Annotated in this window: 17 protein-coding genes and 1 other annotated feature; of the genes, 3 read left to right on the top strand and 14 right to left on the bottom strand. The window is 43.6% G+C overall.

Annotation, left to right across the window (positions count from 1 at the left end):
- Window positions 1-107: 107 nt before the first annotated feature.
- From NSQ99_RS10500 to NSQ99_RS10475, 6 genes are all read right to left on the bottom strand, one after another.
- The gene (locus tag NSQ99_RS10500; protein ID WP_340836460.1) at window positions 108-1,850 is read right to left on the bottom strand and encodes a proline--tRNA ligase; all 1,743 of its coding nucleotides are present in this window, start codon (window positions 1,848-1,850) and stop codon (window positions 108-110) included.
- A 399-nt stretch (window positions 1,851-2,249) separates the two neighbouring features.
- Window positions 2,250-3,152 (bottom strand): aminoglycoside phosphotransferase family protein, encoded by a 903-nt coding sequence (locus NSQ99_RS10495; protein ID WP_340836459.1) that lies wholly within the window; start codon window positions 3,150-3,152, stop codon window positions 2,250-2,252.
- A gap of 227 nt (window positions 3,153-3,379) precedes the next feature.
- Entirely contained in the window at window positions 3,380-4,087 is a 708-nt protein-coding gene (locus NSQ99_RS10490) for an SGNH/GDSL hydrolase family protein (RefSeq protein WP_340836457.1), read from the bottom strand.
- Between the two features lie 236 nt (window positions 4,088-4,323).
- The gene (locus NSQ99_RS10485) at window positions 4,324-5,115 is read right to left on the bottom strand and encodes an SDR family oxidoreductase (protein ID WP_340836456.1); all 792 of its coding nucleotides are present in this window, start codon (window positions 5,113-5,115) and stop codon (window positions 4,324-4,326) included.
- A 70-nt stretch (window positions 5,116-5,185) separates the two neighbouring features.
- Complete coding sequence (locus NSQ99_RS10480; RefSeq protein WP_251665266.1) at window positions 5,186-6,397, bottom strand: GNAT family N-acetyltransferase; 1,212 nt, start codon at window positions 6,395-6,397, stop codon at window positions 5,186-5,188.
- A 213-nt stretch (window positions 6,398-6,610) separates the two neighbouring features.
- Window positions 6,611-8,164: a 2-isopropylmalate synthase gene (locus NSQ99_RS10475; RefSeq protein WP_251665265.1), complete on the bottom strand. Its 1,554-nt coding sequence runs from the start codon at window positions 8,162-8,164 to the stop codon at window positions 6,611-6,613.
- 93 nt (window positions 8,165-8,257) lie between these two features.
- Window positions 8,258-8,494, bottom strand: a binding site (T-box leader).
- Between the two features lie 320 nt (window positions 8,495-8,814).
- On the opposite strand from NSQ99_RS10475, the gene csaA reads away from it, so the two are divergent.
- Entirely contained in the window at window positions 8,815-9,144 is a 330-nt protein-coding gene (csaA, locus tag NSQ99_RS10470; protein WP_251665264.1) for a chaperone CsaA, read from the top strand.
- 184 nt (window positions 9,145-9,328) lie between these two features.
- Here the strand turns inward: csaA and NSQ99_RS10465 are convergent, their stop codons facing one another.
- Window positions 9,329-10,237: an NAD(P)/FAD-dependent oxidoreductase gene (locus tag NSQ99_RS10465; protein ID WP_251665263.1), complete on the bottom strand. Its 909-nt coding sequence runs from the start codon at window positions 10,235-10,237 to the stop codon at window positions 9,329-9,331.
- A gap of 169 nt (window positions 10,238-10,406) precedes the next feature.
- Window positions 10,407-10,805: an RrF2 family transcriptional regulator gene (locus NSQ99_RS10460; protein WP_251665262.1), complete on the bottom strand. Its 399-nt coding sequence runs from the start codon at window positions 10,803-10,805 to the stop codon at window positions 10,407-10,409.
- Window positions 10,806-10,952: 147 nt separating this feature from the next.
- Between NSQ99_RS10460 and NSQ99_RS10455 the strand changes: the two genes are divergently transcribed.
- Window positions 10,953-11,279, top strand: a complete 327-nt coding sequence (locus tag NSQ99_RS10455; RefSeq protein WP_251665261.1) for a YnfA family protein — start codon at window positions 10,953-10,955, stop codon at window positions 11,277-11,279.
- A gap of 148 nt (window positions 11,280-11,427) precedes the next feature.
- Here the strand turns inward: NSQ99_RS10455 and NSQ99_RS10450 are convergent, their stop codons facing one another.
- Genes NSQ99_RS10450 through NSQ99_RS10430 form a run of 5 tightly spaced genes read right to left on the bottom strand, consistent with a single transcriptional unit; the run spans window position 11,428 to window position 16,239 of the window.
- The gene (locus tag NSQ99_RS10450) at window positions 11,428-12,036 is read right to left on the bottom strand and encodes an ABC transporter ATP-binding protein (RefSeq protein ID WP_340836454.1); all 609 of its coding nucleotides are present in this window, start codon (window positions 12,034-12,036) and stop codon (window positions 11,428-11,430) included.
- Window positions 12,033-12,827 carry an ABC transporter ATP-binding protein gene (locus NSQ99_RS10445; RefSeq protein ID WP_340836453.1) on the bottom strand — a complete coding sequence of 265 codons (795 nt, stop codon included), beginning with the start codon at window positions 12,825-12,827 and terminating at the stop codon, window positions 12,033-12,035. Before NSQ99_RS10445 ends, NSQ99_RS10450 begins: the two co-directional genes overlap by 4 nt.
- A 15-nt stretch (window positions 12,828-12,842) precedes the next feature.
- Window positions 12,843-13,652, bottom strand: coding sequence for an ABC transporter permease (locus tag NSQ99_RS10440; protein ID WP_340836452.1), 810 nt, complete (start codon window positions 13,650-13,652; stop codon window positions 12,843-12,845).
- Window positions 13,642-14,631 carry an ABC transporter permease gene (locus NSQ99_RS10435; RefSeq protein WP_340836451.1) on the bottom strand — a complete coding sequence of 330 codons (990 nt, stop codon included), beginning with the start codon at window positions 14,629-14,631 and terminating at the stop codon, window positions 13,642-13,644. The genes NSQ99_RS10440 and NSQ99_RS10435 overlap by 11 nt, the downstream gene beginning before the upstream one ends.
- A 3-nt stretch (window positions 14,632-14,634) precedes the next feature.
- A complete protein-coding gene (locus tag NSQ99_RS10430; protein ID WP_340836449.1) occupies window positions 14,635-16,239 on the bottom strand; it encodes an ABC transporter substrate-binding protein in 1,605 nt (534 codons plus the stop codon).
- A gap of 114 nt (window positions 16,240-16,353) precedes the next feature.
- Between NSQ99_RS10430 and NSQ99_RS10425 the strand changes: the two genes are divergently transcribed.
- Window positions 16,354-17,055 (top strand): GntR family transcriptional regulator, encoded by a 702-nt coding sequence (locus NSQ99_RS10425; protein WP_340836448.1) that lies wholly within the window; start codon window positions 16,354-16,356, stop codon window positions 17,053-17,055.
- A 175-nt stretch (window positions 17,056-17,230) separates the two neighbouring features.
- On the opposite strand, the gene NSQ99_RS10420 is transcribed toward NSQ99_RS10425, so the two are convergent.
- A complete protein-coding gene (locus tag NSQ99_RS10420; RefSeq protein ID WP_340836447.1) occupies window positions 17,231-18,712 on the bottom strand; it encodes an Lsa family ABC-F type ribosomal protection protein in 1,482 nt (493 codons plus the stop codon).
- Between the last annotated feature and the right edge of the window lie 214 nt (window positions 18,713-18,926).

Below are 18,926 nucleotides of genomic sequence, written 5' to 3'. Positions count from 1 at the left end.
TATGATGATCATACTCATGACGCGTGACCTAATCATCATGCTCAACATCAAAATGCCGAAAAGCTCAAGCTTTTCGGCATTCTTCATTTACTATGGTTTTATAGCTTCTATATCGTTTTACTGCCCGAGTAGATAGTGCTAATTCGCTCCACTACGGCTGAGGCATCGAGCAAATCTTTAGTATTGTTTATACGGTCAATCCACTCCACCTTACCGCTTGCAGCGTCTTTGCCAACAATGATACGATACGGAATACCTATTAGATCCGCGTCCTTGAACTTCACACCTGCTCGTTCATCTCGATCATCGATTAGCACATTAATCCCCGCTTGCTCTAATGGTGTGGCCATTCGTTCTGCAAGCTCTCGCTGGTTCTCATCTGCGTAGGATATTGGGATGATGTGAAGCTGGTATGGACTAATAATTGTTGGCCATACAATCCCATCCCCTTCAACCTGCTGCTCAATTAATGCTGACAATATTCGGGATATGCCGATACCGTAGCAGCCCATCACGAAATGCTGTGATTTCCCGGCTTTATCAAGGAATGTAGCTGACATGCTCTCACTGTATTTTGTCCCGAGCTTAAATATATGTCCCAGCTCAATTCCTCTATTAAACTGTAAACGTCCTGCCTCACAGCGTGGACAAGTATCACCTTCAACAACATTGCGAAAATCTGAAACATGCGTGACGTCTAGGTCTCTTCTTACGTTCACATGCTTATAGTGGTAGTCTTGCTCATTGGCTCCTAGGATGCCGTCCGTTAATTCGAGCACGCTATAATCAACGAGTACTGGAACGGTTAAGCCGATTGGACCAACGTAGCCAGTAACAGAGGATATATGTGCTGCAACTTCGTGATCGTTAGCTAGATTAATAGTTAATGCCCTTAAATAATTCTTTACCTTTAGTTCATTAACCTCATAATCTCCACGAACAACGACAGCAACGGGCTGACCATCAACGATAAACAGCATCGTTTTTATGATTTGTTTTGCGTCAACACTAAGATTTTGCACTAGCTGCTCGATTGTGCTCATGCCAGGTGTATAAAGCTTTTCAAGCGGTGCATCATTAAATCTTGTCTGACTGTGAGCTATTACTTCGACAAAATCGGATGGGTTAACCTTTGCCGATGCTCGCTCAATATTCGCTGCGTATTGACATTGATCACAGTGTGCAATGGTGTCCTCCCCAATATCAGCCAGTGCAATAAATTCATGCGTCCCTCCTTCTCCGCCAATTGCCCCGGCATCTGCCTCTACAGCACGATAATTTAGTCCTAAGCGCGTAAAAATTCGGTTATATGCTTCATACATGCGATGATAGGTCGTGTCTAGCCCTTCCCAATCCGTATCGAACGAGTAGGCGTCCTTCATAACAAACTCTCGTGTGCGTAACAAGCCGAAGCGTGGTCTACGTTCATCTCGAAACTTCGTTTGAATCTGATAAAGCGTTACTGGCAGCTTGCGATAGGAGTTAATATCTTGACGTACAATCGAAGTAATGACTTCCTCATGGGTAGGACCAAGCGCAAATTCTCGTTGCTGTCGATCAGCTAGTCTTATCAGCTCAGGCCCGTAAACATCATAGCGACCTGACTCCTTCCATAGCTCAGCCGGCTGCATGACGGGCATTAGTATTTCCTGTGCGCCCGCAAGGTCCATTTCCTCGCGAATGACTTGCTCTATCCTTTTAAGTACACGTAAGCCAAGCGGCATATAGCTATAGATACCAGCCGCTAGCTGCTTGATTAAGCCAGCTCTTAGCATTAGCTGATGACTAACTACCTCTGCATCAGCTGGCGCTTCTCGTAATGTAGAAAAATACAATTGGCTTTGTTTCATTTCCAGCCCTCCTATGGATTGCTTAATATCGGTAGAAAATAAAAAAGACACATTCGTTAGGGACGAATGTGTCGTGATACCACCCTAGTTCGACGAAAAGCAAGCACAATTACACTGCTTCTAGTCCTTCATTAGTATAACGGCAAGTTAAACCGGTAACGATAGCGAATAACTTATCGTTACTGCTCACAAGATAGGGACTTTGCTCAATCGTTTCGAGAAGTCTTTCAGCCGGTGGACTTCCTCTCTGTTCAGCGATGCATGGAGCAAAATGGTCTTGATCAGGCGCATTTAGAATATATAATTGTTCAATACTGTAGCGGAAAGTAACGAAAAAGTCAACTATATGTTGTTACACGAGACCTTATCGTAATCGTTGCCATTCTGTAATGGTGGTTTTTATAGATTGCGATAGATGAGCGTGGTAAAACCTTTCGGTCTGCCATGAATCATGCCCAGCCTTCTTACTGCGATAAATAGTGCCCAGAGCGTAATTTCTGCCTTGTCTCGCTCCGACAATTTCCTAACATTGTTATATCCAGACAATAATGCTTCATATCCACCTAAGAAATCATGAGTTCTAAAATGACCTAGGTCATACCGAGCGCTCACCGCTTTAATATCACCGAAATCAATAATTCCACTATAAGCACCGTGATGTTGAAATATATGCGATGTATCGAAGTCGCCGTGAGCCAGATAAGCCCTTTGTTCGTTGATGAATTCGAAGCCTTCTTCTAAAGCAGTTCTCACCACATTTATCGAATGATCCTGTAAGCCATAATGATGTAATATAGACAGATCATGCTCTAAAAACTCTTCGTAGTAGCATCGCATAGATTCGTGCTCACCAGTCAGTGTAGCATTTACAGCTCGATCAATCTCACCAAAGCCCTTTAGTTCAATCTGATTGACTAGAGCGATTTGTTCACCTGCATGATATAGAATTTGTGCGAGGTTGTCATGATCGATCTCTAAGTCAGGCCGATCTAGATCACTACCTAATAGCTCTTCTGTAACCATAATAGATAAACCGATGAGATGATTTCTCTGTTCGTAATAGATGACGTTAGGAACGTTAATTCCTTTACTCCGTAGAAGCCTAAGCACTTTAACCTCAGCATCGAAACTAGCAGCTTGCTCTGGCAATATTCGAAGATAAAACGTTTGATGATCTGTGAATATCCGAAATACGTAAGTAGAGCTCCCTTTTGTTACTCTTTCTAATTCCACTCGTTTTCCGAAATAGTGTTCAGTGATTTCTCTCACTATCTCTATAGCCGGCACTTCAATTCTCTTCAACTATTCTTCCCCTCTCAGATTAGGGAAAAACGTTACATTACAATACGTAATCCCCTATAAGAATAAGAAACTTGGATTTATTGATGAACATAAAACATCACTCCTTTCATTGCTTGCACTATTATAACATTTTTATCCTTTTTCTTTATCGATCAATTTCCTGTGGTTTCCAATCATAAAGAAGAAACTCCTCGATAACGAGGAGTCTTAACATTGCATATATTCATTTAGCGTATAGTAATCGTTTGACGATATTGCTCAGATACGGTTTTATAGATTAGCTCATATCCTGCTTCATTGGGATGGATGCCGTCTTCACAGATCAGATTTTGATAGTTATGGTTTAGAAGAAATGCCGAACGAATATCGATAAGTGGTACTGATAGCTGTGAAGCGAGCCGAGTAACCTGGGCATTATACAGCTCCTGCCAACGATAGATTACGTTCACATCGCCTCCAAGCCATGTCAGAATATGATCCTTATTCAGATTACGAGAAATCCATGCAAAATATTTATCAGGAACCAATGGCGGCAATGTCAGCATAATCGGGTTCCCTTGACACTCACGGATTTTGGCGATCATCTCAGTATATTTCTTGTTAAATACTGGTATTGGCGTATTGCATTCGTGATTCGCTTGCGGATTGTCCGATATTTCCTTCCAGTTATAGTCGCAATCATTGCCACCAAACTCAAGCAGTACATTTTTAAAGTGCTTCACTTTATCTAGATGCCGATCCAAAACTGCGAGTCCCTTCGTTACCGTGCTTCCCATCATACTGTAGTTTTGAATAGAAAGCTTCTCGTCACTAATGCCAAATAGCTTCTGCAGATCCATCTTCAATGTACTGTAACGATTGGAATCCGAGCGAAGCAAAATCCCTTTGCCGATGGAATCACCAAATATACCTATGTTCAAGCTGCCGTTCAGCATTATTCATTCCCCCATTCCGTACACTTCTCTCCACCTAATTATATCAATGTGCGGAGTGAAACTGCAGATGATGAGTGTCATAACTTCGATATGACGAACGTTAGTACATAAGCTAAAAACCCGAGTGGTGCATAAGGAATGCACCACTCGGGTGTCGCAAAGTAGTTCTAAAAAGATTGTTCTATCTCCTAATACGCTAAGCTATTGCATCGATGCTTAACAATCGCAGCTGCGCTCTAAAGCAGCGTCTCCGCACCGTCAATAAAGATTTCTGTACCAGAGATATGGCTTGAGCTCGAGGATGCTAAAAACTTAACGAGATCAGCAACCTGTTCAGGCTTACCAGGGCCGTGCTCGAGCGGTTGACTTCCTTCAGGATAGACAACTGGAATTTGAATTTTTTCCACTTCTGGCTGCTTGAATGTGTTCTCACCAATATTCGTTTGAATGGCGCCTGGACAAATTACATTTACACGAATTTTATACTGTGCTAGCTCTAGTGCGGCCATTTTAGCAAAGGCAACCTGCCCTGCCTTTGAAGAGCTGTATGCTGACATACCGAATCCGGAAAACTTTCTACTGCCATTGATTGAGCTCGTAATGATGATGCTTCCACCGTTTTGCTTCATATGTGGAATCGCATATTTAATCGTAAGGAATGTACTTTTTAGATTTGTCGTTAACGTTTCGTCCCATTGATCTGGTGTAAGATCCTCGATTGGCGCAACCGTGCCATTGATACCAGCATTCGCAAACACAATATCGATAGTTTTGAATGTATCTACAGCTTGTTGAATCGCTTGCTCAACGCGCTTAGGATCGGCAACATCGGTATCGACAAAGATGCATTCCCCACCTAGCTGCTTGATCTGCTCCTCTGTCGTTTCCGCTCGTCGATTATTTAGGTCGACAAGTACAATTTTAGCTCCTGCCTTCGCCAAAGCAATGGCTGTCGCTTGTCCTATCCCTGAAGCAGCACCTGTAATGACTGCAACCTTGTTGTCTAGACTGTTATTGTTATCTGTCATTCTCGTATACGACCTCCCGTTAAAAGCATCATTAGAATCGTTACAGCTTAATCATAGTTTTACCAGCCTCTTAAAAAAAATCCGAAAAATACGGCGTATGCTGCTCAATCGCATCTTCTAATAGATCAAGTGTTTCTGGTGCGCACTTTATGCGCCCAATCTTACGCAAATATTCAGGACGTTTATATCCGAGTAACATCGTCGTCATCGTCTGAATGCTGATGCTATCCTCATTTTGCTTTGTAGAGCGTGTTATGCTGCCCTTACCATTCTTATCAATTTGTAGAGTAAAGGTCCCCTGGTTCCATGACAGTAATGGGTCATTGAGCGTAAATGTCCATTCCCGTTCCGTTATGTCTGGCTTGAACGGATACTTCGCAATAAATTGCTCAATATCTACAATTCGTGCCATATAGTAAGGCGAGATGGATTCCTTAATATCTGCATCCTCTAGCAGGAACGATAGCTGCTCATCGGTATGAATATTGCCGGTTACCTTTGATATCATAGAAAAATGCGCACTAATAAAGTTCCAAAGTCCGCTACGCGCTTCCTCATCGATAAAAATCATATCCTTGACGTGAAAAACCTCATCCTCGATCCAGTATAATATGTAACCGCTTGGCTCCCCATCCTCGCTATAATAGACAGCAGCCATCAAGTCATCAGAATCCCAACGCCAATATTCGCTCCACGCAAGGTCATTACGAAGCATAGCTCCATGTGTGATGAGTGAATAGCGTTCGTAGGCTCTAATAACGTCCTCACTTTCAGGATCAACGCGTGAGACATCACCTGGTACTGGTCTATTTTTAGGCAATTGATAGTCTTGAACCTCAAATACGATTTTGTCAGATATGATTTCCCAACCTTTGCGACGGTAGTATGGAATCGAATATGGGTACAAGTAGGAGATGGATTGGTTTCTTTCTCGCATATTGGTTAATGCCTGCAGCAGCAATCGGTTCATTAGTCCTTGACCAGAATATTCGGGAAATGTCCCCACTCCCGTTACACCGCCCATATCATAGGTTTGGCTGAAAATTCTCACTTGAAAAGGATAGGTTGCGACTTGAGAGATTAATTCATCTCCATCAAACCAGCCGATAACATCCGCTTGCTCCAGCACCGGTGATTTGGCGCGAACGATCTCCTCCTCATCCCAGCCTGATTTCATAAGCTCCTTATGTGTAACTTGAAAGACATATCGCAACAGACGGGAATATTGCTCCAGATGTGATAGATCAACCTTTTTCATTTTCAAATTTTGTTTGCGATGCATGTCGTAGACTCCCCTTAACATTTTTTTTAGGTTTGCACGAATCATCCGATAATATTCTGTGAAGCAGATAAGGTGATTGTTTTCTATAGTCCTTGGTGCGTATTGAATAAAAAAGATGCGCCCAAGCATTCACTTGAGTGCATCCTCACCATCGATCTAAAGGTTGTTTCTGTTTGCTGATATGCTCTTTAGTTTGTCACAGCTATAGCCTTGCTACTGTTTATCATGATCTTCCTTCTTAGTTGTTTCCTCAAGCATTACTGCATTTAATGCATTAAGAAAAGCCATCGCACTCGCTTTAATAATATCTGTATCCATCGCACGTCCGCTGTACGTTTTGTCCTCATATGAGATCTGGATATTTACTCGTCCAATCGCTTCTTTGCCTCTAGAGATGCTGTAAATCTTGTAATCCTTCAGCTTCACATCTAGCTTGGCGATATCCTTCAGAACCGAGTAAAGCGAATCAATCGGGCCATTCCCTCCTGCGCTTCCTTTTAGCAGTTGATCACCATATTTCAGCTCAACCGATGCAAACGGATTCGTATCATTCGTCGTAACCTCAAACGAGATTAGCTCGAACATCCGGTGATTTGCTTGTGTAGTAGAAGTAAAATGCTTACTAACTAGCTCGAAAACGTCATGATCATACACTTCTTTTTTCCCATCTGCTAGTTCAAGAAACTGTGGAAACAGCATCTCAGCTTCCTCATCACTAAGCGTAAAACCAATTCTTTGTACCACATTCTTAAATGCATGTCGTCCTGATCGCGCGGTTAAGATCAGCTCCATGCTATCCACGCCTACCTCCTCTGGAGACATAATCTCGTAAACCTGCTTATCCTTCAGCAATCCATCCTGATGAATGCCTGATGAATGGGCAAAGGCATTATCACCTACAATGGCTTTATTTACTTGCACATCAAGGCCTGTCAAATGAGTAAGCATTTTTGAGGTAGGGTTTAGTTCCGTTGTATGAATATCGGTGTAGCAATGATAGAAGTTTTCTCTCACCTTAAGTGCCATCACCACCTCTTCAAGCGCTGTATTGCCAGCCCGTTCACCAAGGCCGTTAATGGTGCATTCAACCTTATCTGCACCGTTTTTAATAGCGCTCAGAGTATTGGCTGTTGCCATACCCAGATCGTTGTGACAATGCACGCTTAACATCACTTGATCGTTCAAATTTTTTAAGCGGTCATTAATTTTATAGATCAGCTCACCGAACTGTTCAGGCACAGCATAACCAACAGTATCGGGGATATTAATGATCGTCGCTCCAGCCTTAACGACAGCCTCAATGGTAGTCCACAAATATTCGAAATCGGATCGCGATGCATCCTCCGTAGAATATTGAACATACGGAAGTAGCTTTTTGGCATATTGAACCGCATCAACCCCCATCTGCAGCACAGCATCCCTCGAACGATTAAACTTCTTCTCAACATGAATGTTGGACGTGCCTAGCACGATATGGATAAATGGATGCTGGGCAAGCTTTATGCTTTCATAGACAGCATCAATATCACTCTTTACGGCACGTGCAAGTGTTGTAATTGACACACTTTCTCCTACCTGCTTCGCAATTTCCTGAACGGCTAGAAAATCACCCTTCGATGAAGATGGGAAGCCTGCTTCGATCATATCTACATTGAGTTTTTTCAATTGATGAGCAAACTCAATTTTCTGATTAACATTTAATTTTGCACCTGGAACCTGTTCGCCATCACGCAGCGTAGTATCCAAGACGATAATTTTTCGGCTCATGGAGAACCCTCCCTCAATAGAAATATAACAAGCATCTATGTGAAGCGAGTTTGATTAAACCCGGTCTTTAATCAACAAAAAAACTCGTCTCTATATAGAGACGAGTTTTAACTCGCGGTACCACTCTAATTTATTTTATTCATCGAATAAAATAATCTTCTTCGATGGCCAACACCATCTATCCTTTTAACGGTGGAATTCCGGCTTACCCTACAGATTCAGGCAGCTGTTCATAGACGAGTTCAAAGTAAATGATACTACCGTTTCACACCAACCAACGGCTCTCTGCAAGCTCAGCTTACTTCTACTATTTCTAATCAATACATTTCAATATGTTGTTGTTAGAGATTATATGGATTAAAAAAGCGGATGTCAAGAAAAACTTTTGAAATAATTAACAAATGGAATTTTGACAATGAAAATTATCATTTAAAAAGGATAGGTTGCGATTTGAGATATTACTCATCTCCATCAAACCAGCCGATGACATCCGAAGCACAAGTCATGTGACGAAAGTAGGCTATATGTAATCTATATTGAAACGATTGGACAGTATTCCTTAGTAAAATAATGTATAATATCGTAAGTAATAACGGCGCGAGTTTAAGTGCTCTTATGTAGCTATCTGTATAAAGGAGTTAGATAAACGTATGGCAATGATCGATGATTTATTAAAATTAGATATCCGTATTGGTACTGTACTAAAAGCAGAGCATTTTCCAGAAGCTCGGAAACCTGCAATTAAGCTGGAGATAGATTTTGGCGAGATTGGCATTAAGCGTTCGTCTGCTCAAATAACGAGGAGATATGAACCGAATAAGCTTATTGGTCAACAAGTGGTTGCCGTTGTTAATTTTCCAATCAGACGAATAGCTGGCTATGAATCTGAAGTGCTAGTTATCGGGGGGATTCCAGAGGAAGGCGATGTTGTATTATTAAGACCTGACGCACCAGTTAAGAATGGAACGCCGGTTGCTTAATGCTAAATACTCACATACTTTAATGATGCAATGGATAGAGCTCCTAAAAAGACGTGGTTGCAATGGAAACCAAGTTTTCTTAGGAGCTTTATCCTTCGAGAATTATAAATTATTTGTGATCTGTACGTTCGGTAATGTTTAGTTCGATAATGTTTAGTTCGATAATGATAGTGAAGTGTCTGACCTAGTCATTCTGCCATTCCTCTTCAATGAGATCAGCGAGTACTGCAGCACCAGCTTTACTACCTGAAGCTGCGGCAATAATAAGTTGAGAAGGCATGACATATGCAGCATCTCCTGCAGCAAAAACGCCTTCTGCTGTCGTTTTCCCCATCGGATCCGTCACGATACCACCCATTTCTGTTGACTCATAGCCCAGCTCCTCCTGGAAGCTTAGATTGGCAGACAACTGTGTAGCAACCATTCCGCCACTACATTCAATCTGTGAGCCGTCGGTAAACCGAACCTTCTCAAGCTTACCATCTGATCCGATAAATGCTGCAATGGATTGTTCAATGACAGGAATCCCTCTTTCTCTAAGCTGATTCAGCTGTTCCTCCTCCAAAATTTGCTTCCCATTCGTGCACACGGTCAATTGCTTACTCCAGTTATATAGCAGCTTAATCGAATGGAACAGATGAGGAGTATCGGACACGAGTACTAGCGGTTGATCGCGGTGCTCCCAGCCATCACAAAAAGGACAACTGAACAAGCTTTTACCGTAAAATTCATGAATACCGGTAATGTTCGGCAGTACTTCCTTTATGCCAGCAGCTAGTAGCAGCTTACGTGCTGGAATGATTTCTCCTGACACAAGCCTCAGCTCAAAGCCGTTCTTCGTTCTGCTTACCGATTCAACTTCTGCTTGCATCGTTTCTACAGATGGATAACGATGAATCTCCTCGTTCGCGATTTTTCTAAACTCTGCAGGCTTAATTCCATCACGAGTTAAATAGCCGTGTGACTCATGTGCGACTCGATTCCTTGGCTTACCGCTGTCCAGCACTATGACCTTTCTTTTGGCTCTACCAAGCACAAGTGCCGCATTCAATCCCGCGGGACCTCCGCCTATAATTGCGCAATCGTATAACATAAAACGCCTCCATCCAATATAGATATTATAGATATGTTATGTCTGTAATGTGAGTATATATAGAGGAGCTCTCCCCCTACCCGCTCATAGTTATGAGTCGATGTAGATAGGTATAGCTCCTTGCTATCAGTTCATCATGGTTAAGCTTAATGATAGTGCTCTACTACGGCTAAGCTTCTCGTACATGGGAGGCAAGCTCTATAAGCTTTTTATTTTGCAAATATCGCTCCATGTCCTTCTCAGCTGCAAGCATGACTTGATGGATTTGACATTGCGAATCGACATGATCCACACATTCAAATAACGAGGTCAATCCTTCAATAGCGTGAATTACATCAAGAAAGCTAATCTCATCAGCTTGCCTTTTCAAGCGATAACCGCCACCAGCACCAGTTGCTGATTCGATTAGTCCTGCCTTAACCAGTTTCGTAAGTATTTTAGATAAATACGTTGGTGAAACCCCTTGCTTCTCTGCTAGAAGCTGAACACCAATCGGCTTATCTTCGGTATAAGCGATTAGATACATCATCGTATGAAGAGCATAGCTGGTCGCTTTTGAATATTTCATGATGTCCTCCAATTATAGACTTTATGTGTCTATAATATCTATAGTGTAAATCAATGTCAAGCAGATTACAGTTTTTTCAATCAAGCTGTCGCATGGTCAGATATAATCATGCTAGTATTAGTGCAGAGCCTACAACAGGAGGATATTATGTTTTTATCAATCTTAATTTTTATACTTGCAGGGCTTGCAGAAGTCGGTGGCGGATATTTGATATGGCTTTGGCTAAGAGAGTCCAAGCCTCTATGGTATGGTGCAGTAGGCGCAGCTGTGCTTGTTATCTATGGCATATTGCCAACGCTGCAAAGCTTTCCTAATTTCGGGCGGGTTTACGCGGCGTATGGTGGTGTTTTTATTGTTATTGCGGTGCTTTGGGGCTGGCTCGTTGATAAAAAAGCACCCGATCTATATGATTGGCTCGGTGCAGCGATCTGCTTGCTCGGAGTAGCGGTTATGCTATGGGCACCAAGAAGCTAACGCAGTCCCCGATCAACATACCTTTCATATAAAAGGCTGTATAAGCATCCTTCAGCGCGATTGTGCTCACTTGAAGAAGCCTATACAGCCTTTTAACATAATTAAACGTATGACAAGCTCATATCTCAGCATGACTTGAACAGGTCGCCTAGACCGTCCATGCATGAAAATCAATGACTCGATCACAAACCTTGTGTAACAATGCTCGATCATGACTGACAACTAACATGCCCATCTTGCGTCGCTCGGCAATTTGCAGTGCGGTTTTCCAGATTTGTGCTTGCGTAATGGCATCAAGCATGGTTGTCATCTCATCGGCAAGCAAATAACTCGTATGTGGACTCAAGGAACGGGCAATACATATACGTTGCAGCTGGCCACCCGATAGCTCTGAGGGCCAGCGATTAAACCAGCTTCGATCGATATGCAGTGCATCCAGCAGCTCATCATCTGGCTGCCAGCCCTCATTCAATATAGCGCCCACCTTCCAGCGTGGGTTAACCGCATGCTCAGGATGCTGATAAACAAGCTGTACTGGGTGATAGCCTCTTTTGGGCAGCAGATGACCGTTAATCCGTACCTCACCTTCTGTGGGTGAATCCATTCCGGCTAAGATGCGACATAGCGTTGACTTTCCACTTCCACTGGCTCCTTGCAAGCCAACAATCTCGCCTTGACGAATTGATAAATCAATGGAGCGAAACAGCCAGCTCTTATCAGGCAGCTGCTTACCAATGCCTATTGCTTCCAGCTTCATGACTGCCACCCCTTCACATGAATAAATTGATTCTGTGGCAGTGCCTGCCATAATGCCCGTGTATAGGGATGTACAAGCGCAGCACCCTCTCCAGTAAAGCTTGAAGCGGGCGCAATTTCCATCAGTTCACCACTATGCAGTACAGCAACACGGTCCGCAATTTGCGCTGCTGCGGTTGAGTCATGTGTAATGAACAGAATCGCTGTTCCCTGGTCAGCCATTTGCTGAAAGACCAGTAGTGTATCTTGAGCGACCTGTTCATCAAGGCCAGGCGTAGGCTCATCGGCAATGATTAGCTTAGCACCGCTTACTGCAGCGATACATACGAGTACACGTCTAGCCATTCCACCTGACAGCTGATAAGGATACATGGCAGCAGCAGCCTGTGGCAGACGAAAACGCTCAAATACCTTTTGCCGCTCCAGCTTAGGATTGCCTATACGAACAGCCTCTTCCACTTGCTGTCCAACGCGCATGAGCGGGTTCAAATACTGTACGGATTGCGGGATTAATGCAATCTGATTTCCTCTCAGCTGCCGCATTCGTTTATCTGTTAACGGTTGACCATCAAACGTTAGCTTGCCAGATATGGCGGCATGCTCTGGCAGAAGTCCAAGTATAGAATGAGCGAGTAGGCTTTTTCCAGATCCGCTCGCACCAACGATTGCCAATATCTCGCCTGCTTGTACAGATAAGGAGAGCTCTCGAATAACTGGCATTGTACGCTTACGCATTCTAAAATCATAGGATTCAAAGGCTATTGAAAGCTGATGAATGTCTAGCAGATGCATGGTTGCTCCTCCTCTCTATTGCCGTGCACGGCTTGGGTCGATGATTGAATATAAGCTGCGAGCCAGCATATCGAAGGCTCGCACGACGATAAACAAGCATAAGCCCGGAAACACTGCTAGCCACCACATACCCGCAGAGATATACTTCATAGATTCGGATAATATAATGCCGATCGCCGGCTGATGCGGTGATAATCCCATGCCTAAAAACGTAAGTGCAGCCTCGTGCAGAATCGCATGTGGAAACATTAACAATGCACCGACAATAAATTGAGGAAGTAGATGTGGCAGCATATGTCTTGTTGCAATCCACCATGATGATTTTCCTAGCTGCTTCGATATGATGACATAAGGAGCGACTTTCAGCGCTAGGATTTCAGCACGCAATAGTCTCGCAAGACTCGGCCAATGCGTAAGTGCCAGAGCAAGGATGACCCCCTTCATCCCGCCTCCTGCAGCGAACGCAATGAGGATGAGCAGCACAAGATGAGGTACACTTAAAAAGCAATCAATTAACCATGTAATGATACGATCTGCTGTTTTTCCAAGCGTTGCGGCGATTAGTCCTAGAATGCATGCAATAATCGCGCTTGAAATTGATGCTGCCGTGCCGACGCCAATGCTCAGCGCCAAGCCCTTCATCGTACGCGTAAGCATATCTCGCCCTAGCCAATCTGTTCCGAACAGATGATTCCATGAAGGAGATAAGTTTCTAGCGTCAAGCTGTGACAGCAAGCCCTTGCTGCTAAGCAGCGCTGCAAGCAGTAAAGGAACAACAAGAAGTACGCTTGCGCTAATGATGGTAAGGAGATAGCTACGCTTCATGCTTGTACCCCTCCTTAATGCGCGGATCAATGATGCGATACGTCCATTCAGCGATCGAATTGCCGACAAAGACAAAGCATGTGCTGAACAGTACGATACCCATAAGAAGCGGGACATCACCTCTAGTGCTTGCCTCAACCGTTGCTTGTCCAAGGCCAGGGTATGAGAACACCTGCTCGATGAGCACCGCTCCTCCGAACAGCTCACTGAACGATGCAAATTGCAATGTTATCGCTGGCAAAAGGATATTGCGCAAGCCATGCCGCCACACTAACTGGAGGCCACTCAACCCTTTTGCTCTTGCGAATGTTATATACTCGCTTGATAACACCTCAATTAGCTTCTCACGTGTATGAAGTGCGATATGTGAAACACCAACAAGACTTAACGTTATTGCGGGAAGGATCATATGGTAGGCTCGATCCAGCCAACTGACTTCATCTGCACGAACACCAATAGGTGTTCCTAACCCAACTGGAAAGATAGGCAGCCACACTGTAAATAACAGCAGCAGCAGCACACCAGCCCAGAAGGTTGGCGTAGAAGATAAGGCGTAGCAATACCATTGAATGATCCGATCGAGCCAAGTACCTCGCTTCAATGCTGCAGCAACACCAGCTGCAAATCCAAAAAAGCCGGATAATAGCCAAGCTATCATTAATAGTGAGATTGAACTCATAAATTTCTCTTGGATCACTTCAACGACTGGCTGGCGGTATATGATTGAGGTACCCAAATCACCTTTTACTATTGCACTAAGCCAAGTAAAGAATCTTTGCACTGGAGGCTCATTTAATCCCCAATGCTCCGCAATAGCTGCACGCTGCTCCTCCCCTACACGCAGCATATCTGCACCAATATAGGCTTGAACTGGATCGATTGGAGAATTGCTCATCAGTACGAACGTCAAGCTGCTTACACAGGCAAGCAGCAAAACGAGTCTCATTAGCTGACGGAGCAATAAGGTAGGTATCCGCATCGCTTACTCCACCCATTTCCACTGATCAATATTACTTGTTATTGGCCAGCCATGACCATGCGGATGAATCGGCTGCTCCCCAATATCAAGCTGTTCGTCCATATAATATAGATGGTCAATATTCACGAGCCAAGCCCATGGGGCATCACCTTTCGTACTGAGCCCTGTTGTACCGTCCCATTGTGCCTTTTTCCATAGCTCGTGTGCCTGCTCCATATCCACTGCTTCTAACGCAGCTTTCATATATTGATCAACTGTATCATTGCTGTAATATCCGGGATTAAAGTAGCCTACCCCTGCATATGAGCTGCTGTATACATGATACATCTCTAGTGGATCGAGACTTCCCCAGCCTAGCATAACGGGCTGCGAGTACATGAGACGACCGATTTCATCCCAGCTTTTACCTTCAGCTTGAATCGATATACCGATCGGCTTAATCATATCGGCTACCGCAATTGCCAAAGACTGACGGATGCTGTCACCAGCGGGATACAGCAAGGTGAACTGCGCCTTCACACCATTTTTTTCTAGTATTCCATCACCATCACTGTCATACCAGCCTCCATCTGCTAACAGCTTCATAGCAGCATCTGGGTCAGCATCCTGAACGACAGAAGCTTCATTCCACCACGGAAGCTGATCATTCACGGAATAGGCTGGAGTCCCATACCCTTCAAGCACCCCTTCTACAAGCAGCTCACGATCAATCGCAATATTCATGGCTTGTCGAATGGCAAGCTCACTCGTTACTGCATTGCCGATTGGGTATCCCTCTGCCGTACTGTTCCCCTCAGGCTGATATGGAAACATAATGCCGCGGTTGTCGACAGATTGAACTGCTTTAAGCTTCATCCCATTTATGTTCTGTTTACTAAAGGTAGATGGAACTGCTACGATATGCACCTTGCCAGCCTTGGCGGCTGCAAGCGATGCATCCTCATCTAGAAACAAAAATACTAATCGCTTAAAGCTTGATTGCGGACCGTAATAGCGCTCATTCTGCTCAACGATCAGCTGCTGCCCTTTATCCCACTGCACTAGCTTATACGGGCCCGATCCGATTGGTTGCTGAGCATAACGGTCTGAATAAGCATGCTTAGGCACAATCCCAATCGTAGTAAGCAAATCGATAAAGCTTGATTGTGCTTTTTCTAGTTCAAATTGAACCTGATAGGTGCTCAGAGCTGTAATGCTTCGTACATTGGTCAAATCAACAACTGATGCGTTTCGCTGCGCTGTTTCAAAGGTAAAGACGACATCCTCAGCAGTGAGTGGCGTCTCATCGCTGAATTCAATATCTTCGCGAAGCTCAACCTGCCAGCTTAGCCCATCGTCACTGATCGTATATCTAACAGCTGCATCACCGATGATGTTTAGCTGACTATCACGCTTAAACAATGTACTTTGAAATAAAGGTGAGCCGTATCGTCCCCACCCAGTAGTGGGATCAAATCCCTCTGCCGGCTCACCTCCAATGGCTAGCACTAATTCAGCTGGTTGTGGTCTTGTCTTGCCTTCCTGTAGATGATTGTTCCCCTGCGAAGCACATCCAGCTACAAGAATTGCGAGCAATGTAATCGATGCTACAACATATTTTCGAATCATATTGATGTTTCTACTCCTTCTACTCTTACGAAATGGACGTATATTGACTTGTATACGTGTATACATGTATACTTAAAAACTAAATTATCATAGCACACTGAGGTGGAATAATCCATGTATTTTTTGCAGCCTGCAACAAGCTATAAAAGCCTAGGCTATCAGGCGTACGAGACAATTCGTGATGCAATCATCACATTAAACCTCGAGCCAGGACAGATGGTTATGGAAGTCGAGCTAGCTGAACAGCTGGGCATAAGCAGAACACCGATTCGAGAGGCCTTTCAGATGCTTGTCAATGAACAGCTGCTGCAAGTATTACCGCAGCGAACGAAGAAAATATCGTTAATCTCTGATGTAAAGGTTAAAGAAAGCAGCTTCGTTCGATTTAGCTTAGAAAGTAGTGCCTTCCAGCTCGTTGCAGAGCAATGGGATGCTAATCAGCCTCGTTATACAGCAGCTGAGCAACAATTGCAGCTGTTATTGAAGCAGCAACAGGAGGCTGCTGAGCGTCAGGACGTCCTAGCCTTTCTTAAGCTCGATGAACAATTCCACCAGCTCATATTAAAGCTAGCAGGTAATGAAACCCTGCTGGAAGTAGTGTACCATATGCGAGGACATCTTAATCGCTATCGCTACTTAGCAATGAAGGAGTTTCAATTAACGAAAAAGCTGGTACAGGAGCATTCCGAGCTGCTTCGAACACTCATATCAGGTGATGCTTTGGCAGCCAAGCAACAGCTTGAGGCTCATCTTAATAAATTAGATGATGACATTCCACAGCTTCAGAAAAAATATCCGGCTTATTTTCAAGATTAGCTTGAACAATATATTGCCTCTGCAAATGAAAAAGCACCTAGCTAACTAATTAATTCGTACGGCCCTCGCATAAAGAGTCAGCGTAGCGAGTGGTACAGATTAATATTAGCCAGGTGCTTTTTGTGTTTGCTCTATATATTCGTGATGTGCGAGGTAACCTAGTCGGATTTACTCGCTATTGAAGCACAATTGTCGAGGTTGCGATGCGTTCAGTAAAGAGACGGTCATGCTCAACAAAGAGTATGGTTGGTTCGTATTGTAGCAATACCTCTTCAATCTGTATGCGTGACAATACATCGATAAAATTTAGCGGCTCATCCCAAATGTACAGATGAGCAGGCTCACAGATGCTTTTCGCAAGCAGCACCTTCTTCTTCTGCCCTCCACTAAAATGTGCCATGTCCTTCTCAAACTGATCTCGTGAGAAATCCAGCTTGCGCAGCAGCGATTTAAATAGCGCCTCATCTATGCCCTGCGTACGTGCATAATCCTTTAAGTTCCCCTTCAAATGCGCAGTATCCTGAGAAACATAGGAAATGATTAGCTGACTACCTCTTAATATTGAACCTGAATAATCGAGCTCATCTCCACAAATTAGCTTCAGCAGGCTTGACTTGCCAGATCCATTTTTTCCGGTGATCGCAATCCGATCCCCCTGGTTAATGGAGAAGTTGACATCACGACATACCGGCTTATCACCGTATTGGATCGAGATGCGCTGCAATTCAGCTAGCTTAGACTTGTAATAATGAAGCGGAGTCATTTTCATAGGCTCATTGCTTTCAATGTTTTTAAGGAGCTTCGATTTTTCTTTAATGGCATCGTGCTGGCGCTTCTCTAGTACTTTGGAACGCTTCATCATTTTTGCTGCCTTATGGCCGATGTAGCCTTTATCGACCTTCAAGCCCGAATTCAACGTTCCATTTTTTGTTTTTTCTACCTCATGTGACCACTGATTGGTACGTCTTGCGGCCTCTGATAATCGCTTAATATCTTGCTTAAGCTTTTCATTCTCTGCTAGCTCATATTGATCCTGAAGCTGCTTGTTTCCCCACCAGCTACTAAAGTTTCCTCTCTGTATATCAATATTTGTTTTGTTGATCGATAAGATATGGTCAACACAATCATCTAGAAAGCTGCGATCATGCGAGACGAGTATAAAGCCTCGCTTTCTTTTCAAATATTGACTTACGATCCTTCTTCCTTCTGCATCTAAGTGGTTAGTCGGCTCATCAATTAACAGAAAGTTGTTTTCCTTCATGAACAGTGCTGCAAGCATGACCTTGCACTGCTCACCTTTAGATAATGAACAGAATGGGCGATACAAAACTTCCTCATCTACTTGAAGTAAGGAAAGCTCACGGAGCAAGCGCCACTGCTCATAATCGGGACATAGCTCCTCCACTAGGTAGGCTGTAAGCTGGTCCTCGTCTTTGATTATGAACGGGAAATAATCGAAGCTAACGGATGCACTAATGGTACCGCTATATTCATATTGACCAAGCAGCAGCTTCAGGAAGGTTGTCTTTCCTCGCCCATTTCTTCCTGTAAAGCCAAGCTTCCAATCGGTATCGATTTGAAAGCTTACATCCTCGAATATATTGTCATAGCTTCCATCATAGGCAAATGTAAGCTGAGAAACTTGAATAATAGACATTATGTTATCCCCCTTGCTATTAAACATAAAAAGAGCTGCAAGAAAGTTACTTCCTGCAGCTCGAATAAATATAGCAAGTCAAAAACAACAGTATATCGGCATATACAGTCATCATTGAAAAGGATATACATATAGAGCGAAGAATGTAACGTTTCTTGCAATCATTTAAAACAGACGGATAGCGTATTTCTTCTCATCACAGAAAAAAACGATA

The sequence above is a fragment of the Paenibacillus sp. FSL W7-1287 genome, assembly GCF_038004245.1.
Classification (GTDB): domain Bacteria; phylum Bacillota; class Bacilli; order Paenibacillales; family Paenibacillaceae; genus Pristimantibacillus; species Pristimantibacillus camelliae.
The sequence above is the reverse complement of the archived record's forward strand: the minus strand, read 5'-3'. Positions and strand labels throughout refer to the sequence as shown.